This window comes from Paracoccus aminovorans, assembly GCF_900005615.1.
GTDB lineage: Bacteria > Pseudomonadota > Alphaproteobacteria > Rhodobacterales > Rhodobacteraceae > Paracoccus > Paracoccus aminovorans.
In genome coordinates this window covers 428,391-448,432 of the sequence record NZ_LN832559.1, presented here as the reverse complement: position 1 = coordinate 448,432, position 20,042 = coordinate 428,391, and the positions used below count along the sequence as shown (strand labels likewise).

Annotated in this window: 21 protein-coding genes, 1 pseudogene and 1 riboswitch; of the genes and pseudogenes, 11 read left to right on the top strand and 11 right to left on the bottom strand. The window is 69.6% G+C overall.

Features of this window, described 5'->3' with window-relative positions; all coding sequences use genetic code 11:
* Nucleotides 1-62: 62 nt before the first annotated feature.
* Nucleotides 63-1,313, bottom strand: a complete 1,251-nt coding sequence (locus JCM7685_RS02300; RefSeq protein WP_083412679.1) for a lytic murein transglycosylase — start codon at nt 1,311-1,313, stop codon at nt 63-65.
* A gap of 67 nt (nt 1,314-1,380) precedes the next feature.
* Nucleotides 1,381-1,695 carry a hypothetical protein gene (locus JCM7685_RS02295; protein ID WP_074967282.1) on the bottom strand — a complete coding sequence of 105 codons (315 nt, stop codon included), beginning with the start codon at nt 1,693-1,695 and terminating at the stop codon, nt 1,381-1,383.
* 55 nt (nt 1,696-1,750) lie between these two features.
* On the opposite strand from JCM7685_RS02295, the gene JCM7685_RS02290 reads away from it, so the two are divergent.
* A complete protein-coding gene (locus JCM7685_RS02290) occupies nt 1,751-2,221 on the top strand; it encodes a YbaK/EbsC family protein (protein WP_074967284.1) in 471 nt (156 codons plus the stop codon).
* Nucleotides 2,222-2,257: 36 nt separating this feature from the next.
* On the opposite strand, the gene JCM7685_RS02285 is transcribed toward JCM7685_RS02290, so the two are convergent.
* Nucleotides 2,258-2,509, bottom strand: coding sequence for a GlsB/YeaQ/YmgE family stress response membrane protein (locus JCM7685_RS02285; protein WP_017998739.1), 252 nt, complete (start codon nt 2,507-2,509; stop codon nt 2,258-2,260).
* A 106-nt stretch (nt 2,510-2,615) separates the two neighbouring features.
* Entirely contained in the window at nt 2,616-3,440 is an 825-nt protein-coding gene (dapD, locus tag JCM7685_RS02280; RefSeq protein WP_074967286.1) for a 2,3,4,5-tetrahydropyridine-2,6-dicarboxylate N-succinyltransferase, read from the bottom strand.
* Between the two features lie 94 nt (nt 3,441-3,534).
* Between dapD and JCM7685_RS02275 the strand changes: the two genes are divergently transcribed.
* Entirely contained in the window at nt 3,535-4,362 is an 828-nt protein-coding gene (locus tag JCM7685_RS02275) for an LOG family protein (RefSeq protein WP_083412680.1), read from the top strand.
* A 12-nt stretch (nt 4,363-4,374) separates the two neighbouring features.
* Here the strand turns inward: JCM7685_RS02275 and JCM7685_RS02270 are convergent, their stop codons facing one another.
* From JCM7685_RS02270 to JCM7685_RS02255, 4 genes are all read right to left on the bottom strand, one after another.
* On the bottom strand, nt 4,375-4,905 hold the full coding sequence (locus JCM7685_RS02270) for a hypothetical protein (RefSeq protein ID WP_074967288.1): 531 nt from the start codon (nt 4,903-4,905) through the stop codon (nt 4,375-4,377).
* Between the two features lie 222 nt (nt 4,906-5,127).
* The gene (rlmH, locus tag JCM7685_RS02265; protein ID WP_074967290.1) at nt 5,128-5,595 is read right to left on the bottom strand and encodes a 23S rRNA (pseudouridine(1915)-N(3))-methyltransferase RlmH; all 468 of its coding nucleotides are present in this window, start codon (nt 5,593-5,595) and stop codon (nt 5,128-5,130) included.
* 3 nt (nt 5,596-5,598) lie between these two features.
* Nucleotides 5,599-6,030, bottom strand: a complete 432-nt coding sequence (rsfS, locus tag JCM7685_RS02260) for a ribosome silencing factor (RefSeq protein WP_074967292.1) — start codon at nt 6,028-6,030, stop codon at nt 5,599-5,601.
* 102 nt (nt 6,031-6,132) lie between these two features.
* Complete coding sequence (locus JCM7685_RS02255; RefSeq protein ID WP_074967293.1) at nt 6,133-6,366, bottom strand: hypothetical protein; 234 nt, start codon at nt 6,364-6,366, stop codon at nt 6,133-6,135.
* Between the two features lie 290 nt (nt 6,367-6,656).
* Here JCM7685_RS02255 and leuC point away from each other — a divergent pair, with 290 nt between their 5' ends.
* Entirely contained in the window at nt 6,657-8,093 is a 1,437-nt protein-coding gene (gene leuC / locus JCM7685_RS02250) for a 3-isopropylmalate dehydratase large subunit (RefSeq protein WP_074967295.1), read from the top strand.
* A gap of 17 nt (nt 8,094-8,110) precedes the next feature.
* On the opposite strand, the gene JCM7685_RS02245 is transcribed toward leuC, so the two are convergent.
* Complete coding sequence (locus tag JCM7685_RS02245; protein ID WP_074967408.1) at nt 8,111-8,692, bottom strand: hypothetical protein; 582 nt, start codon at nt 8,690-8,692, stop codon at nt 8,111-8,113.
* A gap of 92 nt (nt 8,693-8,784) precedes the next feature.
* Between JCM7685_RS02245 and leuD the strand changes: the two genes are divergently transcribed.
* The 3 genes from leuD to bluB are packed head-to-tail and all read left to right on the top strand — an operon-like array spanning nt 8,785 to nt 11,047.
* Nucleotides 8,785-9,390 carry a 3-isopropylmalate dehydratase small subunit gene (leuD, locus tag JCM7685_RS02240; RefSeq protein ID WP_074967297.1) on the top strand — a complete coding sequence of 202 codons (606 nt, stop codon included), beginning with the start codon at nt 8,785-8,787 and terminating at the stop codon, nt 9,388-9,390.
* Nucleotides 9,381-10,424 (top strand): endonuclease/exonuclease/phosphatase family protein, encoded by a 1,044-nt coding sequence (locus tag JCM7685_RS02235; protein WP_074967298.1) that lies wholly within the window; start codon nt 9,381-9,383, stop codon nt 10,422-10,424. The genes leuD and JCM7685_RS02235 overlap by 10 nt, the downstream gene beginning before the upstream one ends.
* Nucleotides 10,421-11,047, top strand: a complete 627-nt coding sequence (bluB, locus tag JCM7685_RS02230) for a 5,6-dimethylbenzimidazole synthase (RefSeq protein WP_074967300.1) — start codon at nt 10,421-10,423, stop codon at nt 11,045-11,047. The genes JCM7685_RS02235 and bluB overlap by 4 nt, the downstream gene beginning before the upstream one ends.
* 110 nt (nt 11,048-11,157) lie before the next feature.
* Here bluB and JCM7685_RS02225 read toward each other — a convergent pair whose 3' ends face one another.
* Both JCM7685_RS02225 and cobO read right to left on the bottom strand, forming a co-directional pair.
* Nucleotides 11,158-12,648, bottom strand: a complete 1,491-nt coding sequence (locus JCM7685_RS02225) for a hypothetical protein (RefSeq protein ID WP_074967302.1) — start codon at nt 12,646-12,648, stop codon at nt 11,158-11,160.
* Between the two features lie 61 nt (nt 12,649-12,709).
* Nucleotides 12,710-13,333 (bottom strand): cob(I)yrinic acid a,c-diamide adenosyltransferase, encoded by a 624-nt coding sequence (cobO, locus tag JCM7685_RS02220; RefSeq protein ID WP_074967304.1) that lies wholly within the window; start codon nt 13,331-13,333, stop codon nt 12,710-12,712.
* A gap of 38 nt (nt 13,334-13,371) precedes the next feature.
* Nucleotides 13,372-13,568, top strand: a riboswitch (cobalamin riboswitch).
* Between the two features lie 75 nt (nt 13,569-13,643).
* Here cobO and JCM7685_RS02215 point away from each other — a divergent pair.
* From JCM7685_RS02215 to JCM7685_RS02195, 5 genes and pseudogenes are all read left to right on the top strand, one after another.
* Entirely contained in the window at nt 13,644-14,018 is a 375-nt protein-coding gene (locus JCM7685_RS02215) for a DUF1636 family protein (RefSeq protein WP_074967306.1), read from the top strand.
* Nucleotides 14,015-15,049, top strand: a complete 1,035-nt coding sequence (cobW, locus tag JCM7685_RS02210; RefSeq protein ID WP_074967308.1) for a cobalamin biosynthesis protein CobW — start codon at nt 14,015-14,017, stop codon at nt 15,047-15,049. The genes JCM7685_RS02215 and cobW overlap by 4 nt, the downstream gene beginning before the upstream one ends.
* A 12-nt stretch (nt 15,050-15,061) precedes the next feature.
* On the top strand, nt 15,062-18,211 hold the full coding sequence (cobN, locus tag JCM7685_RS02205) for a cobaltochelatase subunit CobN (protein WP_074967310.1): 3,150 nt from the start codon (nt 15,062-15,064) through the stop codon (nt 18,209-18,211).
* Nucleotides 18,208-18,384, top strand: a pseudogene (locus tag JCM7685_RS20170) (precorrin-3B synthase); the annotation flags it as partial. The gene cobN and the pseudogene JCM7685_RS20170, both read left to right, overlap by 4 nt.
* 1,029 nt (nt 18,385-19,413) lie before the next feature.
* Nucleotides 19,414-20,040, top strand: coding sequence for a precorrin-8X methylmutase (locus JCM7685_RS02195; RefSeq protein WP_083412687.1), 627 nt, complete (start codon nt 19,414-19,416; stop codon nt 20,038-20,040).
* Nucleotides 20,041-20,042 lie beyond the last annotated feature (2 nt).

The following is a 20,042-nucleotide window of genomic DNA, read 5'->3' as shown; positions in this document are numbered from 1 at the left end:
GGTTTCGGGTATTTGTGAAACAGTGAAGGCAGGAAGGGCGGCCCGGTGCCGCCCTTTGTCGTTCAGCTGCGCAGCAAGGCCAGCAGGCTTGTGTCGGCATAGCCGTCGGGCGTGACGCCGCGCGCGCGCTGGAAGGCCTTGATCGCCTCGGTCGACTGGCTGCCGAGCTTGCCGTCCACCCCGCCGGTGTCGAAACCCTTGGCCATCAGCAGGCGCTGGATCTCGGCCTTTTCGCTGGTCGAGAGCGTGCGGTCGCCGCGCGGCCATGACCCTTGGATGCCCGGGCGGCCGGCGATGGCTTCGCCCAGGTAGCTGACGGCAAGGGCGTAGCTGTCCGAGGCGTTGTATTTCAGGATGGCGCGGAAGTTTTCCGTGATCAGGAAGGCCGGGCCGCGCGATCCGGCCGGGACCAGGATCGAGCCCGAGGGCACCGCGCTGCCGTTGCGGGTGCGCACGCCCATCGCCGCCCATTGGCTGCCCGAGCGCTGCACCGCCTTGCCGGCGTTGTTGAAGTCGAAGCCGGGCGGCAGGATGACCTCGGTTCCCCAGGGCTGGCCGGGGCGCCAGCCGTTCTGGCGCAGGTAATGCGCGGTCGAGGCCAGCGCGTCGGTCGGGTCGTCCGACCAGATGTCGCGGCGGCCGTCGCCGTTGAAATCCACCGCATGGGCCAGGAAGGACGAGGGCATGAACTGCGTATGCCCCATGGCGCCGGCCCAGCTGCCGACCATATGGGCGCTGTCGACGTCGCCCGACTGGATGATGCGCAGCGCCGAGACCAGCTCGCCGGCGAAGAATTCGCCGCGCCGGCCGTCATAGGCCAGCGTCGCCAGCGCCGGCACGATGCGGGTATTGCCGCGATTGGCGCCGAAGTTCGATTCCATGCCCCAGACCGCCAGCACCACCTCGCGCGGGACGCCGTAGCGCGATTCGATGGCAGCGAGCGTCGAGGAATATTGCGCCGCCTTGCTGCGGCCGGTGGCGCCGCGCGTGCCGATGGCGCCGTCGAGATAGTCCCAGACCGGTTTGGCGAATTCGCTCTGCTTGCGGTCGAGCGCGATCAGGCTGGGCATGAAATGCGCGTCCGCCATGGCGCTGTCGAAGGTCGCGCCCGAGATCCCCGCCGCCAGCGCCCGGGGCCGGAAGCTGGCCACCCAGCTCTGAAAGCCCGCCTCGCTGCCTTGGCCGTTCGCCGTGGGCAGGCCGCCGAAATTGCCGCCGGGTGCGCCGGGCGTGCGGTTCATCGACACCCCGCAGCCGGCCAAGCTGGCAATCAGGATCGCGCCGAGGACGATGCGGGAAATCCGTCTGGTCATTCTGCCTGTCCGCTCTGTCTTGTTCTGGTTGCGGGCCAGTCTAGCGGCGGCGGTGGGCGATGGATAGTCAATCCTCGCCGTAAAGCGGCTCCATCTGCGCCACGATCACCGCGTTCTCGGCCAGGGCGCGGTCCATCAGGGCGCGCTCTTCCTCGGGGATCTCATGGCTCTCGGCCAGGCGCTCGTTGATGCTGCCGTGGCCGGTGACCTCGATCGGGGCTAGGCCCGCCTGCTTCAGGATGGCGACGGTTTCGCGCACCGCCTCGTCCTCGTCCTTGCCCGAGGCGTAGCAGACCAGCGCGGCGCCCGTCGCACCATCGGGCAGGCCGTCGTCCCTGGCGCGGCCGACCTCGACTAGAAGCGTATAGACCTGCTGGGCCATGGCTTTCCCTTCCTGCGGTTTTCCCGTCATATCGCCCGAAACCAAGGAGGGGACAATGAGCAAGAGCCTGCGCCGCGTGCAATCTGCCCTGGAGGCAGCGGGTCTCGCGGTCGAGATCCGCGAGACCGACGACAGCGCCCGCACCGCCGAGGGTGCGGCGGCCGCGGTCGGCTGCACGGTCGACCAGATCGCCAAGTCGATCATCTTTCGCGGTGAGGACTCGGGCCATGTCGTCCTGTTCCTGACCGCCGGCGGCAATCGCGTCGATCCGGCCAAGGCCACGGCGCTGGCCGGGCAAAGCCTGGGCAAGGCCGATGCCGAACTGGTCCGCGCCGAGACCGGCTTTGCCATCGGCGGCGTCGCGCCGGTCGGCCACCTGAACTGGATCGAGGCCTGGCTGGACCCGCGCCTGCTGGATTTCGAGCAGGTCTGGGCGGCGGCGGGCACGCCGCGCCATGTCTTCGCCATCGCCCCCGCGGACCTGCTGCGGCTGACCGGGGCCACGACGGCCGATTTCATCGCTTGAGATGAAAAGGGGCGGGATCGACCCGCCCCGTTTTCGCTATCCGGCCACCGCTCGATAGAGCCAGATCAGCACCACCGCGCCGATCAGCCCGGCCACGCCCTGCGCCAGCCAACTGCCGGCCTGGGCGTTCAGGCCCACCAGGCCCAGGAGCGCGTTGCCGACCACGGCCCCGACGATGCCCAGGATGATGTTGAGAAAAACCCCGGTGTCGGCCTTCATGATATTGCTGGCGATCCAGCCCGCGAGACCGCCGACGATAATCGCGGCAATCCAACCCAAACCCTGCATGTGAAACTCCGCTTGCTGCTAAGGCTGCGGAATTGAACGCGGCCGGGGCGGATCGGTTTCACATCGGATTCACGCCGGGGTGAATCCGATGCAGGCGCGCAACAGCTCAGTCGCGCAGCAGCTCGTTGATCGAGGTCTTGGAACGGGTCTGCGCATCGACGCGCTTCACGATCACCGCGCAATAAAGGTTCACGCCGTTCTTCGACGGCAGCGAGCCCGCGACCACGACCGAGCCCGACGGAACCTCGCCATACATGACCTCGCCGGTTTCGCGGTCGACGATCTTGGTCGATTTGCCGATGAAGACGCCCATGCCCAGGACCGAGCCCTCGCGCACGATGCAGCCCTCGACCACCTCGGACCGGGCGCCGATGAAGCAGTTGTCCTCGATGATGGTCGGGCCGGCCTGCATCGGCTCCAGCACGCCGCCGATGCCGACGCCGCCCGACAGGTGGACGTTCTTGCCGATCTGCGCGCAGCTGCCGACGGTGGCCCAGGTGTCGACCATGGTGCCCTCGTCGACATAGGCGCCCAGGTTCACGAAGCTGGGCATCAGCACCACGCCCTTGGCGATATAGGCCGATTTGCGCACGATGCAGTTCGGCACGGCGCGGAAGCCGGCCTCGCGCCAGCGGTTCTCGCCCCAGCCGGCGAACTTGCTGTCCACCTTGTCCCACCAGGTGCCGTTCTGCGGGCCGCCCGGTTGCATCTCCATGTCCTTCAGGCGAAAGCCCAGCAGCACCGCCTTTTTCGCCCATTGGTTCACATGCCAGTCGGCGCCGCGTTTTTCGGCGACGCGCAGCGCGCCCTTGTCCAGCGCCTCGAGCGTCGCCTCGATAGCGTCGCGGGCCTCGCCCTTGGTGGCGGGAGTGATCTGGTCCCGGCTTTCCCAGGCGGATTCGATGGCGGCTTCAAGGGCGTCATTCGACATGTGCAGGCCTCTCTCGGGTGGAAACTGTCGTGCAAGGGCTATAAGCCGGAGGCTGCGGCCGCGCAATGCGCGGCGTCCCGTGCCAGAGGTTTGGATGATAGAAGAAGACGAGCGCAGCCACCCGTTCCGCGACAGCCAGCAGGACGCGGCCGCGACGCGCACCTTGCCGAACACCGCCCAGACCCGCGCGCCCGCCTATCGTCTGGCCTTCACCGATGCCGAATTCCTGCTGCGCGAGGAACTGCGTCCGGTGCGGCTGCAGCTGGAACTGCTGAAACCGCAAATGATCATGGACGCGCGCGGCATCCGCTCGACCGTGGTGATGTTCGGGGGCGCGCGGATTCCGGCGCCGGCGGAAAGCGACAGTGCCCGCACCCCGGCCCTGGCCGCCCTGTCGCGCTATTACGAAGAGGCCCGAAAATTCGCGCGGGCGATGACCGAGCGCAGCCTGGAAAGCTATGGCGCCGAGAACGTCATCTGCACCGGCGGCGGCCCGGGCGTGATGGAGGCCGGCAACATGGGCGCCTCCGAGGCGGGCGGCATTTCGATCGGCCTGTCCATCGTGCTGCCGCACGAGCAGGCGCCGAACCAGTATGTCACGCCCGACCTGTGCTTCAATTTCCACTATTTCGCCATCAGGAAGATGCATTTCCTGATGCGGGCCAAGGCGGTGACGGTGTTTCCGGGCGGCTTCGGCACCATGGACGAGATGTTCGAGGCGCTGACCCTGATCCAGACCGGCCGGATGCAGCGCATCCCCTTCATCCTGTTCGGACGCGACTTCTGGAACCAGATCATCAACTGGCAGGCGCTGGCCGATGCCGGCACCATCAGCCCCGAGGATCTGGAGCTGGTCCGCTTCGTCGAAAGCGCCGACGAGGCGGTCGACATCATCGACAGCTGGGTGCTGCCCTGTCCCTGACCGCAACCGGGATTATTTCGGCCACCAGGCGATGAAGTCGTTGGGTCCGACGCTGGCCGGCAGGCCATCGGCACCGCGCCGCAGGGCCAGTTCGGCCGCGGCCTGGATGGCGCCTTCGCGATAGATCGCATAGGTCAGTTCCGGCCGCATCTCGGGCTCGGGCTGATCCTCGACCGCGCGCACGACGATGGTGCCCAGCTTCAGCGCGCGCTGAAAGGCCTCGTCGTCGCGATACATGGCATTGAGAAACTTGATGACCTTGGCGCGGAACACCGCCCGGTCCTGGGGCCCGTCGGTATCGTCGGCGGCCGGCTTGGCCGGGCGCGCGCGACGCGGTTCGCCCGGCTCGGCCGCGGCCTTTGCGGCGTGGCCGATGCCGTCGCGGCCCAGCTGCACGTCCTCGCTGACCGAGGAGGCTTCCTCGACCGGCGGAATATCGGTGCGGCCTTGCGCGACAGTCGTCCCCACCGGGTCGCCCAGGTGGGTCGCGGCGGTCGTCGCCGGTCCGGCCCGGCTGTGAATTTGGTTGGCGAGAGGAATCATGTTGCACCTGACGACTCAGTAATGGAATGGATCCATCATAACCGAAGAATCCTGAACCGGACCTTTCCACCGCCAGTTTAATAAATAAGAACTTAACTGTTTTAATGACTTATCCTACCCTGACCGAGCGCGCCAAAGGCTCCGGGGCGGAGGGCATTTGAAAAACGGTGAATGTGCGGTCGCTGTCCGCGTTGGCGCCGGAGACCTGCCCGCAGGCCCCGTTCACTCGCGATGATAGGGGCTGCCGGCCAGGATGGTGGTGGCGCGATAGATCTGTTCGGCCAGCATGACGCGTGCCAGCATATGCGGCCAGACCATGCGGCCGAAGCTGATGGCCAGGTCGGCGCGGTCGCGCAGCGCCGGGTCGATCCCGTCCGCGCCACCGATGACGAAGGCAACGTCCCGCGCCTGGTCGCGCCAGCCGGCGATGCGCGCGGCGAATTCGGGCGAGCTCAGCATCTGGCCGCGTTCGTCCAGCACGACCACCGCGGCACCTTCGGGGATGGCTTTCGCGAGAAGCGGGGCCTCGGCCGCCATGCCGCCGCCGCGCTTGTCCTCGACCTCGGCCAGGGTCACCGGCGGCAGGCCCAAGGGGCGGCCCGCCTTGGCGTGGCGGTCCAGATAATCGGCGATCAGTTTCGCCTCGGGTCCCTGCCGCAGCCGCCCGACCGCGGCAATGACCATGCGCATGGATCAGTTCTGGGTCTTGCGAGCCGCTTCGTCCGCTGCGTGATCGGCGCGCATGCGATCCAGCGTGGCCGAGCGCAGCGCGTCGGTGGGCATCCACATCTTTTCCAGCTGGTAGAATTCGCGGACCTCGGGGCGGAAGACATGGACGATCACGTCGTCGGTGTCGATCAGCACCCAGTCGCCGGTTTCCTTGCCTTCGACCCGGGCGGTGCGGCCGGTCTGTTCCTTCAGGCGCTCGACCAGCTTTTCCGCGATCGATGCCACCTGGCGGGCGTTGCGCCCCGAGGCGATTACCATGTGATCGGCCATGGCCGAGCGACCGCGCAGGTCGATGGTCACGACATCCTCGGCCTTGTCGTCGTCGAGAGAGGCAAGAATGCGGTCCAGCAGCTGATCGCTGGTCAGCCCGGGCTCCGCGGTTGTCGCTGCCGGCACAGAGGCCGACGGGGCGGTATTGGACAGGGGTCCATCCTCCGGTCAACGCGCCGTTCACCCCCGGCGCCGGGTCTTTCCAATGTAGCACGGAATCGCGCCCGCTCAATGCGGGGGCGGCGGAATTCTGGCGTGGTCCGCCCCCGGACAGGCGGAAACCGGCAGGTTGGCCCAGGGCGCGGGACATTTGACCAGGCCCTCGGCCCAGGCCAGCCGGCCATGGTCAAGCCGCGACAGCGCCCGCGCCCGATCCAGCGGCGTGTCGGTCAGATAGACCGCCAGGGTGAAGAGCGTCACGCAGGCCAGCGGAATCGTCCGCAGGATGATGCGAATCAGCATGCCTGATCCTTTCCGTCATTGTCGCGGGCAGAATAGGGACCAATCCTCAACATGGAATTAACAGCCGCGTGTGACGATGTTGAACGCCGGGCGAAATCGGCGTAATACTGCCGGCATGCAAGGATTCGTCTATTTCGATATCCATGACCGCGCCCGCCTGCCCGGCCGGTTCTACGGCGAAAGCCTGTCCGTCACCGCGCGACTTTGACGGGTGGCGGCGCCTGCGCGCGCCTCTGGTCCAGCGGACCACCAGCGATTTTCCCTAGCTACTCTTTCGGAAAGAGACAGCCATGACTGGCAATACCAATGCGGGCGCCCCCCGCACCCTGTATGACAAGATCTTCGACGCCCATGTGGTGGATCGGCAAGAGGACGGCACCTGCATCCTCTATATCGACCGTCACCTGGTGCATGAGGTGACCTCGCCCCAGGCCTTCGAGGGGCTGCGCATGGCCGGCCGCAAGGTCCATTCGCCCGAACGTACCATCGCCGTGCCGGACCACAACGTGCCGACGACGCCTGACCGCGTGAACGGCATCGAGAACCCCGAGGGTCGCATCCAGGTCGCCGAACTGGACAAGAACGCCCGCGAATTCGGGCTGAACTATTACCCGATGAGCGACGTCCGCCAGGGCATCGTCCATATCGTCGGCCCCGAACAGGGCTGGACCCTGCCCGGCATGACCGTGGTCTGCGGCGACAGCCACACCGCGACGCATGGCGCCTTCGGCGCGCTGGCGCATGGCATCGGCACCTCGGAAGTCGAGCACGTCCTGGCGACGCAAACGCTGATCCAGAAGAAATCCAAGAACATGAAGGTGGAGATCACCGGCAAGCTGCGTCCCGGCGTCACCGCCAAGGACATCACGCTGGCGGTGATCGGCAAGACCGGCACCGCCGGCGGCACCGGCTATGTCATCGAATATTGCGGCGAGGCGATCCGCGACCTGTCGATGGAAGGCCGCATGACCGTCTGCAACATGGCGATCGAGGGCGGCGCCCGCGCCGGCCTGATCGCGCCGGACGAAAAGACCTTCGCCTATTGCCAGGGCCGCCCGCACGCCCCGAAAGGCGCCGCCTGGGAGGCCGCCGTCAACTGGTGGAAGACGCTCTTCACCGACGAGGGCGCGCATTGGGACAAGGTCATCACCATCCGCGGCGAGGACATCGCCCCGGTGGTGACCTGGGGCACCTCGCCCGAGGACGTGGTGGCAATCACCGACCGCGTGCCCGCACCCGAGGATTTCGAGGGCGGCAAGGTCGAGGCCGCGCGCCGCAGCCTGGACTACATGGGCCTGAAGCCCGGCACGCCGCTGAACGAGGTCAGGATCGATGCGGTCTTCATCGGCTCCTGCACCAACGGCCGGATCGAGGATCTGCGCGCCGCCGCCGGCATCCTGAAAGGCAAGCACCTGGCGGCGGGCGTGCGCGGCATGGTCGTGCCCGGCTCGGGCCTGGTGCGCCTGCAGGCCGAGGAAGAGGGTCTGGACAAGATCTTTACCGACGCCGGCTTCGAATGGCGGCTGGCGGGCTGCTCGATGTGCCTGGGCATGAACCCCGACCAGCTGGCGCCGGGCGAGCGCTGCGCCGCGACCTCGAACCGCAATTTCGAGGGCCGCATGGGCCGCGGCGGCCGCACCCACCTGATGTCGCCGGTCATGGCGGCGGCGGCGGGGATCGCCGGCCACCTGACCGACGTGCGCGAACTGCTGGCGGAAACCGTCTGATGCCTGCGGGCGGGGTCTTAGCGGCCCCGCCTCAGCAGCATCAGGGCGTTGATCGCGATCAGCACCAGCCCGGCGTTCTCGAACCAGAAGTTGAACTTGAGGTTCGCGACATCCAGGCTGAGGAGCATGTCGACATGATGGAAACCCACCGCGCGCACCAGCACGAAGCCGCAGAGCACGGCCAGCCCCAGCAGGGCAAGGCCGTTCCTGCGCATGTGCCCGCGCAAGGCCCGGCTTGCCCAGACCAGCGCGATCAGCACGCCCAGCACCAGCCCGGCGATGAAGGCGATCTGCACCAGGTAGCGGTTGTCGTACCAGCCCTGGGCATGGGCCATGCAGCGGCCGGTCGCCGTCAGGGCGGTTTGCAGGTCGAGTTGCTTGTTCAGCCCAAGGAAGGCCATCAGCCCGGCGATCGCCAGCCACAGCCCGCGCGCCGCGCCCGCCGGCCGGCGGCGCAGCACCATCACCGCCAGCACAAAGCATATGAGATACGAGATCACCGTCAGCCAGCCGGTGATCTCGGGGTCCCCGATCTGCGGCGTCCAGTCGCGCGCGATGCAGGCGCGCAGGGCGGAGAGGCTCGAAAACCCGAAAAACATCAGCAAGACCCGTATAGCCATGGCGCCAGGCGCCGCTCGGGTCTCGGTTAACGGGGGCACGCGCCCCAAGTCAATTCTGCGAGGATCACCATATGGACAAGTTCACCACCCTGACCGGCATCGCGGCCCCCATGCCGCTGGTCAATATCGACACCGACATGATCATCCCGAAACAGTTCCTGAAGACGATCCATCGCTCGGGTCTGGGCAAGAACCTGTTCGATGAAATGCGCTTCAATCCCGACGGGTCCGAGGTGCCGGATTTCGTGCTGAACCAGCCGGCCTATCGCGACAGCCAGATCATCGTCGCCGGCGACAACTTCGGCTGCGGCTCGTCGCGCGAACACGCGCCCTGGGCGCTGCTGGATTTCGGCATCCGCTGCGTGATCTCCACCAGCTTCGCCGACATTTTCTACAACAACTGCTTCAAGAACGGCATCCTGCCCATCGTCATGCCGCAAGAGGTGGTGGACGTGCTGATGGAGGATGCCAAAAAGGGCGCCAACGCCCGCATGACCGTGGACCTGGAGAACCTGACCGTGACCACCTCGGACGGACAGAGCTTCCCCTTCGAGCTGGACCCCTTCCGCCGCCACTGCCTGCTGAACGGGCTGGACGACATCGGCCTGACCATGGAAAAGGCGCCGGCCATCGACACGTTCGAGGCGCAGATGGCCCAGAGCCGGCCTTGGGTCTAAGGGCTCTTGCCGGGGCGGCGCTGCTGGCCGCCCTGGGCCTTGCCGCAGACGCTGACCCCTTGCGGATCGCGACCTACAGCCCCGACCTGTCGCGCGACGGGCCGGGGCTTTTGTTGCGCGACCTTGGCCGCAAGGATGCGCAGGTCACCGCCGTGGTCCAGGTCATCGCCGAGACCCGGCCCGACATCCTGCTGCTGACCCATTTCGACTGGGATTTCGAGGGCAAGGCGCTGGACGCCTTCGCCGCCCTGCTGGCGCAGGCGGGGCTGGACTATCCGCACCGCTTCGCCGCGCGGCCCAACAGCGGCATGGCGACCGGGCTGGACCTGAACGCGGACGGCCGCTTCGGCAGCGCCGACGACGCGCAGGGCTTCGGCCGCTTCACCGGGCAGGGCGGCATGGCGATCCTGTCGCGTCATCCCATCGGGCCGGTGACGGATTACACGGATTTCCTGTGGCGCGACCTGCCCGGCAACCTGATGCCGCCGCTGCCCGAGAAGGTGGTGGCGGTGCGCCGCCTGCCCTCGACCGCGCATTGGGACGCGGTGATCACGGTGGCAGACAAGCCGCTGCACCTCTTGGCAATGTCGGCCACGCCGCCGGTCTTCGACGGGCCCGAGGACCTGAACGGCCGCCGCAACCACGACGAACTGGCCTTCTGGTTGCGGCACCTGCCCGATGCGCCCTTCGTGCTGGCCGGCAACCTGAACCTCGATCCGCTGGACAGCGAGGGCCGGCCGCAGGCGCTGGCGGCGATCATGGCGCATGTCACCGACCCCCTGCCCCGCAGCGCCGGCGGCGCGGCGGCGACGGGCGGCGTCAACGCCGGCCACAAGGGCGATCCGGCGCTGGACACCGGCGACTGGCCCGACGACAAGCCGCCGGGCAACCTGCGCGTGGATTACGTCCTGCCCGCGAAAGGGTTGAAAGTGATCGATTCGGGCGTGTTCTGGCCGGCCGAGGGGCCGCTCGCCAAGGCGGCGCTGACCGCTTCCGCGCATCGTCTGGTCTGGGTGGAGCTGGACTGGCCATGACCCAATTCAATGATGCCGACCGCGATACGCTCGACCGCATCCTGCGCTGGCGCCGCGACATGCGGCATTTCCGCACCGACCCGGTGCCCGAGCCCCTGCTGGAGGAATTGCACGAGGCGATGGAGCTTTCGCCCTCGGTCGGCAACTCCCGGCCCTGGCGGGTGATCCGCGTCGAAAGCCCGGACCTGCGGGCCGAGATCCGCGCCGATTTCATCCGTTGCAATGCCGAAGCCGCCGCCGGCTACCAGGGCGCGCAGCGCCAGGCCTATGACGCCTTGAAGCTGGCCGGGCTCGACCGCGCGCCGGTCTGGCTGGCGGTCTTCACCAAGACCGACCCGGCCGAGGGCCACGGCCTTGGCCGCGCCACCATGCCGGCGACACTGCACCAGTCCACCGCCATGGCGATCCATACGCTGTGGCTGGCGGCGCGGGTGCGCGGGCTGGGGCTGGGCATGGTCTCGATCCTGGACCCGGCACATATCGGGCCACTGCTGCGGGTGCCGGAAAGCTGGGAATTCACCGCGCTCCTGTGCCTCGGCTGGCCCGAGTTCACCGACGACACGCCGCTGCTGCACCGCGCGGGCTGGCAGGCGAATACCGCGCCCGGCTGGGAAAAAAGATAGCCCCGCCGGATCCCGGCGGGGCGGGGCGCCCTGCGGCTTTCCCGAGACCCGGCCGGAATACCGCTGTCCGGCAATTCGGACAGAGGCGATCCGGCGCGGGCCTGCGGCGGTTACTGCGGGGTGGCGGGCCCCATCGGCTGGCCGTTGACGGTGACCACGCCGGTTTCGGCCATCTGGATGTCCCAGCTGTTGCCGCCGCTGCCGTCGGGTTTCGACATGGCGCGGGCCATGCGCAGCATCATCAGCGGCTGCGCGGCCTGCTCTTGCGGGGCGGCGGCCAGCGCGGCCTCGACCTTGTCGAGCCCCGTCGCCTCGATCAGCGCCGAGCCCACCGGTGCGGCCCCCGGCCCCACGGCCATGTCGCCGCGATAGTCGATCTGATAGCCGTCGCCCTTGATCTGCGACGGCGCCAGCTTCAGTGCCGCCTTGCCATCGGGCAGCAGCGCCTGCTGAACCTGCTCGGGCGACAGCTTCGCCAGCGGATCGTCGGCATTCAGGTCGAAGGTCTCGATCAGCAGCTTCGCCGGCGCCGCCAGGTCGAAATGCGAGGCGGCGAAGTCCAGCGTCACCTCTTGCGGCAGGATCGGCGCCGCCCAGGGCGGCAGCACGCCTTCCGGCACGGTCAGGCCGGACAGGGTGAAACGCTCTTGGAACCGACCGTCGGGCGTGGCGCCGGACATGCCGATGCCGATCTTGGCCGAAGCCAGCCCGAATGTGCCGACCGGCGAAACGACCTTCAGGTCGCGCATGTCCATGTCCATCGACAGGTCGTCCCAAAGCGGCATGGCAGCGGCGAGCTTGTCGCGCAGGCCCTCTTGCGAACCCTTGATCAGCTCCTGCGAGGGATGGGCGACGAACCATGCCAGCATCGACAGGATGCCGTCCGTGCGCGCGCCCGCGATCTGCGCCTGGCCGCCGTAGCCGGGGGCCGAGACCTCGATCAGCATCGGCGCGCCGCCGGGGCCCATCGCGACCTCCTGTCGCTGGGCAAGGTCGGTGGCGGTGAAGCTCATCGCCTGATCGACGCCGCCCGCTTTGCCGGCGGTGCCGGTCAGGGCCGTCTCCATCCGCGCGGTGGACTGGTGGTCGCGCGATATGACCTGCGGCTCGGCCGAGGGATCGGCCGGGGCGCCGTCGGCCGCCATCGGCGGACCATATTGCACCGAATCGATGACGTAATCCGTCATCACCGCCTTCTGGTCGCGAAAGCTCATCAGCGCCTCGTCCCAGGTGCCGGTCGATTCGATCCGGGTCGAGCCCTTCTGCTCGAACATCTTCGGCACCGCCACCGACCAGCTGAGCACCTGGTCCTCGCTGACGCCCCAGCTGCCGTCGCCATTGTCGGTCAGCTCATAGGTCAGGGGCGAGACGGTGATCTGCGCCTGATCGTCGGGAACCTGCGCCAGCAGCGGCGCCGGGTCGATCCGCAATTCGTAGCTGTCGCCCTGGGGCGTGACGCTGACCACGCCCTCGACCGCGCCGAAATAGGTCTGGAAGACGCCCTTCAGCCTGGCGGCGCCCTCGTCGCTGGCCGGCACCGCCCAGGCTGCCGAAAACGGGCAGAAGGCCAGCAGCGCAACAAGTCCTTGTCTGAAAATCATCCTGCAACATCCCTTTCGAAATCGCTCGTGTATCGGCCGGGGCAGATGACACCATGCCGCGTCAGAATTCCACCCCCGGCTGCGCCTTGATGCCGTCGCGGAACGGATGCTTGACCACCTCCATCTCGGTGACCAGATCGGCGGCCTCGATCAGTTCCGGCTTGGCGTTGCGGCCGGTCAGCACGACATGGGTCATAGGCGGCTTTTCGTCGCGCAGGAAAGCCACGACCTCGGCCACGTCCAGATAGTCGTAGCGCAGCGCGATGTTGATCTCGTCGAGCAGCACCATGCGGATCTCGGGGTCGCGGATCAGCGCCTTGGCCTTTTCCCAGCCGGCGCGGGCGGCGGCGACGTCGCGGGCCTTGTCCTGGGTTTCCCAGGTGAAGCCCTCGCCCATGGCGTGGAACTGGCAGAGATTGGCGAAATGCGTTGTCAGCAGCCGCCGCTCGCCGGTGTCCCAGGCGCCCTTGATGAACTGCACCACCGCGCAGGGCATGCCGTGGGCGATGCAGCGCAGGATCATGCCGAAGCCGGAAGAAGATTTCCCCTTGCCCTTGCCGGTATGGACGATGATCAGGCCCTTTTCGCCCTGCTTGCCGGCCATCATGCGGTCGCGAGCGGCCTTGACCTTGGCCATCTTCTGGGCGTGGCGGGCGTTCTCGTCTTCGGGGGGATCGGCGGACATCGGGGACTCCTTTGCTTGACAAGCGGGGGCGTGGGGGGCACAGCTTCGGCTGCGCCGGTTCCTGTCCCATGACAGGTGAAAAGGGAATGCGACGGGTTATACCCGAAAGCAGCCGCCCCCGCGACCGTGACCGGAAAGGTCGTCCAAAGCCACTGGCACATGCCGGGAAGGTGGGACGCCCGTGGGCCTGGCCCGAATCCGCAAGCCGGGAGACCTGCCGCGCAGAAGGATTGACCGGCGGACGGGGTGTTCCTGCTGGGGTTCGGGCGACCGCCCTGCCTCATGCCGCCATGACCAGGGGAGCTGAGGCATGACCGTGACGCTGCATGTCTGCATCACCTGCCGTGCCGGCGAGCCCGTCGTCGACGGCCAGCCCGTGCCGGGACAGCGGCTGATGGCGGCGCTGCTGCGCCACCCCGATCCGGCGGGCGTGACCATCCGTCCGGTCGAATGCCTCTCGGCCTGTTCCAATGGCGCCGCCATCGCGCTGAGCGGCCCCGACCGCTGGACCTATGTCTATGGCCGCATGGAACCCGCGGACGCCGCCGAGATCCTGCAAGGCGCCAGCGCCTATGCCGCCACGCCCGACGGCATCGTGCCCTGGCGCGAGCGCAGCCCGATTTTCCGCAAGCGCAGCATCGCGCGCATTCCTCCCCCCTTGGCCCCCCGACTGGATGAATCATGACCGACCTGACCAAGACCCCCGTCACCGTCATCACCGGCTTCCTGGGTGCCGGCAAGACCACGCTGATCCGCCACCTGATGCAGAACCCGCAGGGCAAGCGGCTGGCGGTGCTGGTCAATGAATTCGGCACCATGGGCGTCGACGGCGACATCCTGAAATCCTGCGCCGACGAGAATTGCCCGGCCGAGAACATCCTGGAACTGTCGAACGGCTGCATCTGCTGCACCGTCGCCGACGACTTCATCCCGACGCTGGAAAAGCTGATGGCGATGCCGGCGCGGCCCGATCACATCCTGATCGAGACCTCGGGCCTGGCCCTGCCCAAGCCGCTGCTGAAGGCCTTCGACTGGCCGGCGATCCGCTCGCGCATCACCGTGGACGGGGTGATCGCCCTGGCCGATGCCGAAGCGGTGGCCGCCGGCCGCTTCGCCCCCGACGAAGCCGCCGTCGAGGCCCAGCGCGCCGCGGACGACAGCCTGGACCATGAAACGCCCCTGTCCGAGGTGTTCGAGGACCAGATCGCCTGCGCCGACATCGTGCTGCTGTCCAAGGCCGACCTGGCCGGCGAGGCGGGCCTTGCCGCTGCCCGCGCCGCGATCGAGGCCGAGGCGCCGCGCAAGCTGCCGATTCTGCCCCTGACCGACGGCGTGATCGACCCGCGCGTGATCCTGGGCCTGGGCGCCGCGGCCGAGGACGACCTCGACGCCCGCCCCAGCCACCACGACGGCGCCGACGACCACGAACACGACGATTTCGATTCGGTGGTGATCGAGCTGCCCGAGATCGCCGATCCCGCCGATCTGGTGGCGCGGATCGAGCGGCTGGCGCGCGAACGGAACGTCCTGCGCGTCAAGGGCCATGTCGCCGTCGCCGGCAAGCCGATGCGCCTGCTGGTGCAGGCGGTGGGCGAACGGGTGCGGCATCAGTTCGACCGGCCGTGGGGCGATCAGCCGCGGCTGTCGCGGCTTGTGGTGATCGCCGAGCACGACGATATTGACGAAGCCGCCATCCGCGAGGTTCTGCACGGCTAAAAGGGGTCCGGTTTGCACGTCGTCTTCCGCGAAAGCCGCGGGCTCGAGGATGCCGAGGTTCCGACCGACCCCGGCCAGAGCCCCGCCGATCTGGTGGTGCTGTCCTATAGCGACAGCGACCTCGGCGCCTTCGCGGCGGGCTGGCACCGCGCCGCCGGCGGCCTGCCGTCGCTGCGGCTGTGCAACCTGTCGGCGCTGCGCCACCCGGTCTCGGTCGACCAGTATTGCGAGACGACGCTGTCCGGCGCCCGTGCCGTGCTGGTCCGGCTGATCGGCGGCGAGGCCTATTGGCCCTATGGCGCCGCCAGTCTTCAGGACCTGGCCCGGCGGCGCGGCATCGCGCTGGCCTTCCTGCCCGCCGACGGCCGCCCCGACCCGGCCCTGGAGCGGCTGTCCACGCTGCCGCCGCCCATGCTGCACCGGCTCACGGCGCTCTGCGACGAAGGCGGGGCGGTGGCCGCGCAGATGGCGCTGGCCGAGCTGGCCCGCGCCGCCGGCCTGCCCGCCGCCGCGGTCGAGGGCCAGGCCGCCATCCCCGCCTTCGGCTTCTACGACCCCGACCGCGGCGTGATCGACCGCCCCATCCCCGGGCTGCTGGTCAGCTTCTATCGCAGCTATCTGACCGCGGCCGACCTCGGCCCGGTCGATGCGCTGATCCGGGCGCTGCGCGACGCCGGCCTGCCCGCGACCGGCGTGTTCGCGCCCTCGCTGAAGGCCGCCGGTGTCGCGGATTTCCTCGCCCCGCACCTGCCGGGCGTGGCGGCGGTCGTGAACCTGACCGCCTTTTCCGCCCGGGACGATGCCGGGGCCACCCCCTTCGACGGCGCCGATTGCCCGGTGTTCCAGGCGGCGCTGTCCACCGCGCCCCGCGCGCTTTGGGCCGCCGAGGACCGCGGCCTTTCGGCCGCCGACCTCGCCATGCATGTGGTGCTGCCCGAGGTCGACGGCCGCATCTTCCTGGGCGCCGTCAGCTTCAAGGAGCCGCAGCCCCGCGACCCCGACCTGCAATGCGCGCGCCTGGTCCATGCCCCCGACGCGGCGCTGATCGCGGCGGCGGTGGCGCGGATCAAGGCGCGGCTGGCGCTGCCGGCGGCGCGGCGGGCGGTGGTGCTGTCCACCTATCCCGGCAAGGCGCATCAGCTGGCCCATGCGGTGGGACTGGACGCGCTGGCCTCGGCGGGCGCGATGCTGGGGATCGGCCACGCCGACCTGGGCCGCCGCCTGCTGGCCGAGCGGCTGCACTGGCCACTGGCCGACTACCTGCGCGCGCTGGCCGCGCTGCCGGCCCCCCTGCGCGACGACCTGCACGCCGCCTGGGGCGAGCCGCCGGCCCAGGGCTTCCGCTTCGCCGCCATCCGCCAGGGCCCCGACCTCATCGCCCTGCAGCCCGAGCGCGGCGCGGTCGCGACCCGCAGCGACGACTACCATGACCTCTCCCGCACCCCATGCCACGACTATGTCGCCTTCTACCTGTGGCTTCGGACCCAGGCCCAGGCGCTGGTCCACATGGGCGCGCATGGCACGCTGGAATGGCTGCCCGGCAAGTCGGTGGCGCTTTCTGGGGAATGCTGGCCGCAGGCGCTGCTGGGCGATCTGCCGGTGATCTATCCCTTCATCGTCAACGACCCTGGCGAGGCCGCGCAGGCCAAGCGCCGGCTGTCGGCGGTGACGCTGGGCCACCTGCCGCCGCCGCTGGTCGATGCCGCCGTTCCCGAAAACCTGGCGCATCTGGAACGGCTGCTGGACGAATATTCCACCGCCGACGGGCTGGACCCGCGCCGCCGCGACCGCCTGATCGGCGCGATCCGCGACGAGGCCCGCGCCGCCGGCGTCGAGGCCGACCTCGGCCTGCCCCCCGACGCCGCGCCCTCCGAGGCGATCCCGCTGATCGACCGCTTTCTCTGCGATCTCAAGGACAGCCGCTTCGGCGACGGGCTGCATGTCTACGGCACCGTCCCCGGCGAGGCCGAGGGCCTGGCCCGCGCCCTGGCGGGGCGCCATGTCGCGCCCGGCCCCTCGGGCTCTCCGGCACGCGGACGTCGGGACGTGCTGCCCACGGGGCGCAATCTCTTCACCGTGGACCCGCGCGCCGTGCCCTCGCGCAATGCCCATACCCAGGGCGTGAAGCTGGCCGAGGAACTGCTGCGCCGCCATCTTCAGGATCACGGCGACTGGCCCCGGGGGCTGGTCGTGGACCTGTGGGGCAGCGCCACCATGCGCACCGCGGGCGAGGAATTCGCCATGGCGCTGCATCTTGCCGGCATGGCGCCGCGCTGGGATGCCGCCTCGGGCCGCGTCGCCGGCATCGAGATCCTGCCGCTGGCCGAACTCCGCCGGCCGCGCATCGACGTGACGCTGCGGGTCTCGGGCCTGTTTCGCGACATCTTCCCGGGCCTGGCGCAACTCTTCGAGACCGGGGCCGAAGCGCTCGCCGCCCGCGACGAGGATGCGGCGGACAATCCCTATCTGGCGCGCGCGCCCCGCGTCTTCGGCCCCAAGCCCGGACTCTACGGGCTCGGCATCGCGGAACTGGCCGAAACCTTCACCGACGAGGCGCGGCAGGCGGCGGGCGAGGCCTGGCTCGCCGCCTCGTCCCATGCCATCGCCGCCGACGGCACGATCGCGCATCGGCCGCAGGCGATCCGCGACCGGCTGGCAGGGGCCGACGCCTTCGTCCATGCCCAGGACCTGCCGGAATCCGACCTGCTGCTGGCCGGCGACTATGCCGCGCATGAGGCCGGCTTCGCCGCCGCCATGGTTCGGATCGGCGCCCCTGCCCCCGCGCTCTACCATCTCGACGCCACCCGCCCCGACCGGCCCCGCGCCCGGCTGCTGACCGAGGAAATCGCCCGCGTCACCCGCGCCCGCGCCGCCGACCCGCGTTGGGCCGACGGCATGATGCGCCACGGCTTCCGCGGCGCGGCCGAGATCGCGGCGACGCTGGACCACATGGCCGCCTTCGCCAACCTGGCCGGCGTGGTGCCGGGGCATCTCTTCGACCTTTATCACCAGGCCACGCTGGCCCGGCCCGAACTGGTCGCCTTCATGCAACGCGAAAACCCCCAGGCGCTGGCGGCGATGCGCGCCCTGTTCGCGCGGCTGCTCGAATCCGGGCTGTGGACCAGCCGCCGCAACTCGGTGCTGGCGGAGCTCAAGCCATGAGCTTCACCGTCAAGGGCTGGTGCCCCGGCGCCCTGCGGCCGATGCGCTCGGGCGACGGGCTGGTGCTGCGCATCCGGGCGCGCAACGGCCGGCTGGAACCCGACCAGGCGCGGCTGATCGCCGGGCTTTCGGCGCGGCACGGCAACGGGCTGATGGACCTGACCGGCCGCGCCAACCTGCAATTGCGCGGGCTGGACCCGGCCGGCCATGCCGCCACCGTCGCCGCCCTGGCGGGCATCGGCCTGATCGACCCCGACGCCGAGGCCGAGGCGCGGCGCAACGTGATCCTTTCGCCCTTCGCCGCCCCCGGCAGCGCCGCCTGGAACCTGGCCGAGACCATCGCCGCCGCAATGACCGCCCCGGACGCCCCGCAGGTGCCGGGGAAGTTCGGCTTCGCCGTCGAGACCGACCCGCCGGTGCTGGCCACAACCCCCGCCGACATCCGCCTGCACCCGCAAGGCACCGGCTGGCTGGTCGCACCCGACGGCGCGGACTGGGCGCTCCCGGCCGGCGACGCGACCCAGGCCGCAAGCCGCGCCCTCGACCTGGCGCGCTGGTTCCTGCATGGCGGCGTGCAAGACGGGCGCGGGCGGATGCGCGACCACCTGCGCCGCAGACCCGCACCGCCCGCCGGCGCGGAACCGCTTCCGGCTTCTTTGCTCTCCAAATACCCCTGCGACAGCGCCGACCGGACACCCGGCGCGCCGCCCGGCCCCGGACCTGTCCCGAACGGCTGGCTGCTGGGCTTCGCCTTCGGCCAGATCACACCGCAACAGCTGACCGCCGCCGCCACGCTCGGCCCGCTGCGCCTGACCCCCTGGCGGGCGCTGCTGATCGAGGGCGCGACGACCCGCCCGCCGGTCGAGGGCGCCATCCTCGACCCCCAGGACCCGCTCCTGCGCATCGATGCCTGCACCGGCGCCCCCGGCTGCCCGCAGGCGCTGGCCGATGTCCGCAGCCTGGCCCGCCGGCTGGCGCCGCTGGCCGGCGCCCGGACCCTGCATCTCAGCGGCTGCGCCAAGGGCTGCGCCCATCCCGGCACCGCCGCGATCACCCTGGTCGCGGCCGGCACGGACCGCTTCGACCTGATCCGCGACGGGCGGGCGGGCGATCCGCCGCAGGCGCGGCTGGACCTGGCGGACATCCCGCGCTTGCTTGCCGCCCTTCCGCGTGACATGACCGCGAAAAACCAGGGCCCGACCATGCATCGATACGAAACCGACGGCGCCGCGATCTATCGCCAGTCCTTCGCCACCATCCGGGCCGAGGCCGACCTGGCCCGCTTCTCGCCCGAAGAAGAGCCCGTCGTGGTGCGCATGATCCACGCCGCCGGCCTCGTCGGGCTGGAGCGCGACGTGGTGTTTTCCCCCGGCATGGCCGAGGCAGCGCGCAAGGCGCTGGAGGCCGGCGCCCCGATCCTCTGCGATGCGCGCATGGTCAGCGAGGGCATCACCCGCCCGCGCCTGCCCGCCGGCAACCGCGTCCTCTGCACGCTTCAGGACCCGCGCGTGCCGGACCTGGCCGCGGCGATGGGCAACACCCGCAGCGCCGCGGCGCTGGAACTGTGGCGCGACGACCTTGCGGGCGCCGTGGTCGCCATCGGCAATGCGCCGACGGCGCTGTTTCACCTGCTAAACATGCTCAAGGACCCCGCCTGCCCACGGCCGGCGGCGATCATCGGCTGCCCGGTCGGCTTCGTCGGCGCCGCCGAATCCAAGCAGGCGCTGATCGAGGACCTGCCGGCACCGGCGCTGATCGTGCGCGGCCGGCTGGGCGGCTCGGCCATCACCGTCGCCGCCGTCAACGCGCTCGCCAGCCGGAAGGAGTGACC

Bases quoted from the DNA above. Each gene is read 5' to 3' on its own strand.
- dapD (WP_074967286.1), bottom strand. From the start codon at position 3,440: ATGTCGAATGACGCCCTTGAAGCCGCCATCGAATCCGCCTGGGAAAGC.
- JCM7685_RS02245 (WP_074967408.1), bottom strand. From the start codon at position 8,692: ATGTTTTTCGGGTTTTCGAGCCTCTCCGCCCTGCGCGCCTGCATCGCG.
- JCM7685_RS02225 (WP_074967302.1), bottom strand. From the start codon at position 12,648: ATGATTTTCAGACAAGGACTTGTTGCGCTGCTGGCCTTCTGCCCGTTT.
- JCM7685_RS02295 (WP_074967282.1), bottom strand. From the start codon at position 1,695: ATGGCCCAGCAGGTCTATACGCTTCTAGTCGAGGTCGGCCGCGCCAGG.
- JCM7685_RS02255 (WP_074967293.1), bottom strand. From the start codon at position 6,366: ATGCTGATTCGCATCATCCTGCGGACGATTCCGCTGGCCTGCGTGACG.
- cobW (WP_074967308.1), top strand. From the start codon at position 14,015: ATGACCGACCTGACCAAGACCCCCGTCACCGTCATCACCGGCTTCCTG.
- JCM7685_RS02270 (WP_074967288.1), bottom strand. From the start codon at position 4,905: ATGATTCCTCTCGCCAACCAAATTCACAGCCGGGCCGGACCGGCGACG.
- JCM7685_RS02275 (WP_083412680.1), top strand. From the start codon at position 3,535: ATGATAGAAGAAGACGAGCGCAGCCACCCGTTCCGCGACAGCCAGCAG.
- JCM7685_RS02195 (WP_083412687.1), top strand. From the start codon at position 19,414: ATGCATCGATACGAAACCGACGGCGCCGCGATCTATCGCCAGTCCTTC.
- JCM7685_RS02285 (WP_017998739.1), bottom strand. From the start codon at position 2,509: ATGCAGGGTTTGGGTTGGATTGCCGCGATTATCGTCGGCGGTCTCGCG.
- leuD (WP_074967297.1), top strand. From the start codon at position 8,785: ATGGACAAGTTCACCACCCTGACCGGCATCGCGGCCCCCATGCCGCTG.
- bluB (WP_074967300.1), top strand. From the start codon at position 10,421: ATGACCCAATTCAATGATGCCGACCGCGATACGCTCGACCGCATCCTG.
- rlmH (WP_074967290.1), bottom strand. From the start codon at position 5,595: ATGCGCATGGTCATTGCCGCGGTCGGGCGGCTGCGGCAGGGACCCGAG.
- cobO (WP_074967304.1), bottom strand. From the start codon at position 13,333: ATGTCCGCCGATCCCCCCGAAGACGAGAACGCCCGCCACGCCCAGAAG.
- JCM7685_RS02290 (WP_074967284.1), top strand. From the start codon at position 1,751: ATGAGCAAGAGCCTGCGCCGCGTGCAATCTGCCCTGGAGGCAGCGGGT.
- JCM7685_RS02300 (WP_083412679.1), bottom strand. From the start codon at position 1,313: ATGACCAGACGGATTTCCCGCATCGTCCTCGGCGCGATCCTGATTGCC.
- JCM7685_RS02215 (WP_074967306.1), top strand. From the start codon at position 13,644: ATGACCGTGACGCTGCATGTCTGCATCACCTGCCGTGCCGGCGAGCCC.
- leuC (WP_074967295.1), top strand. From the start codon at position 6,657: ATGACTGGCAATACCAATGCGGGCGCCCCCCGCACCCTGTATGACAAG.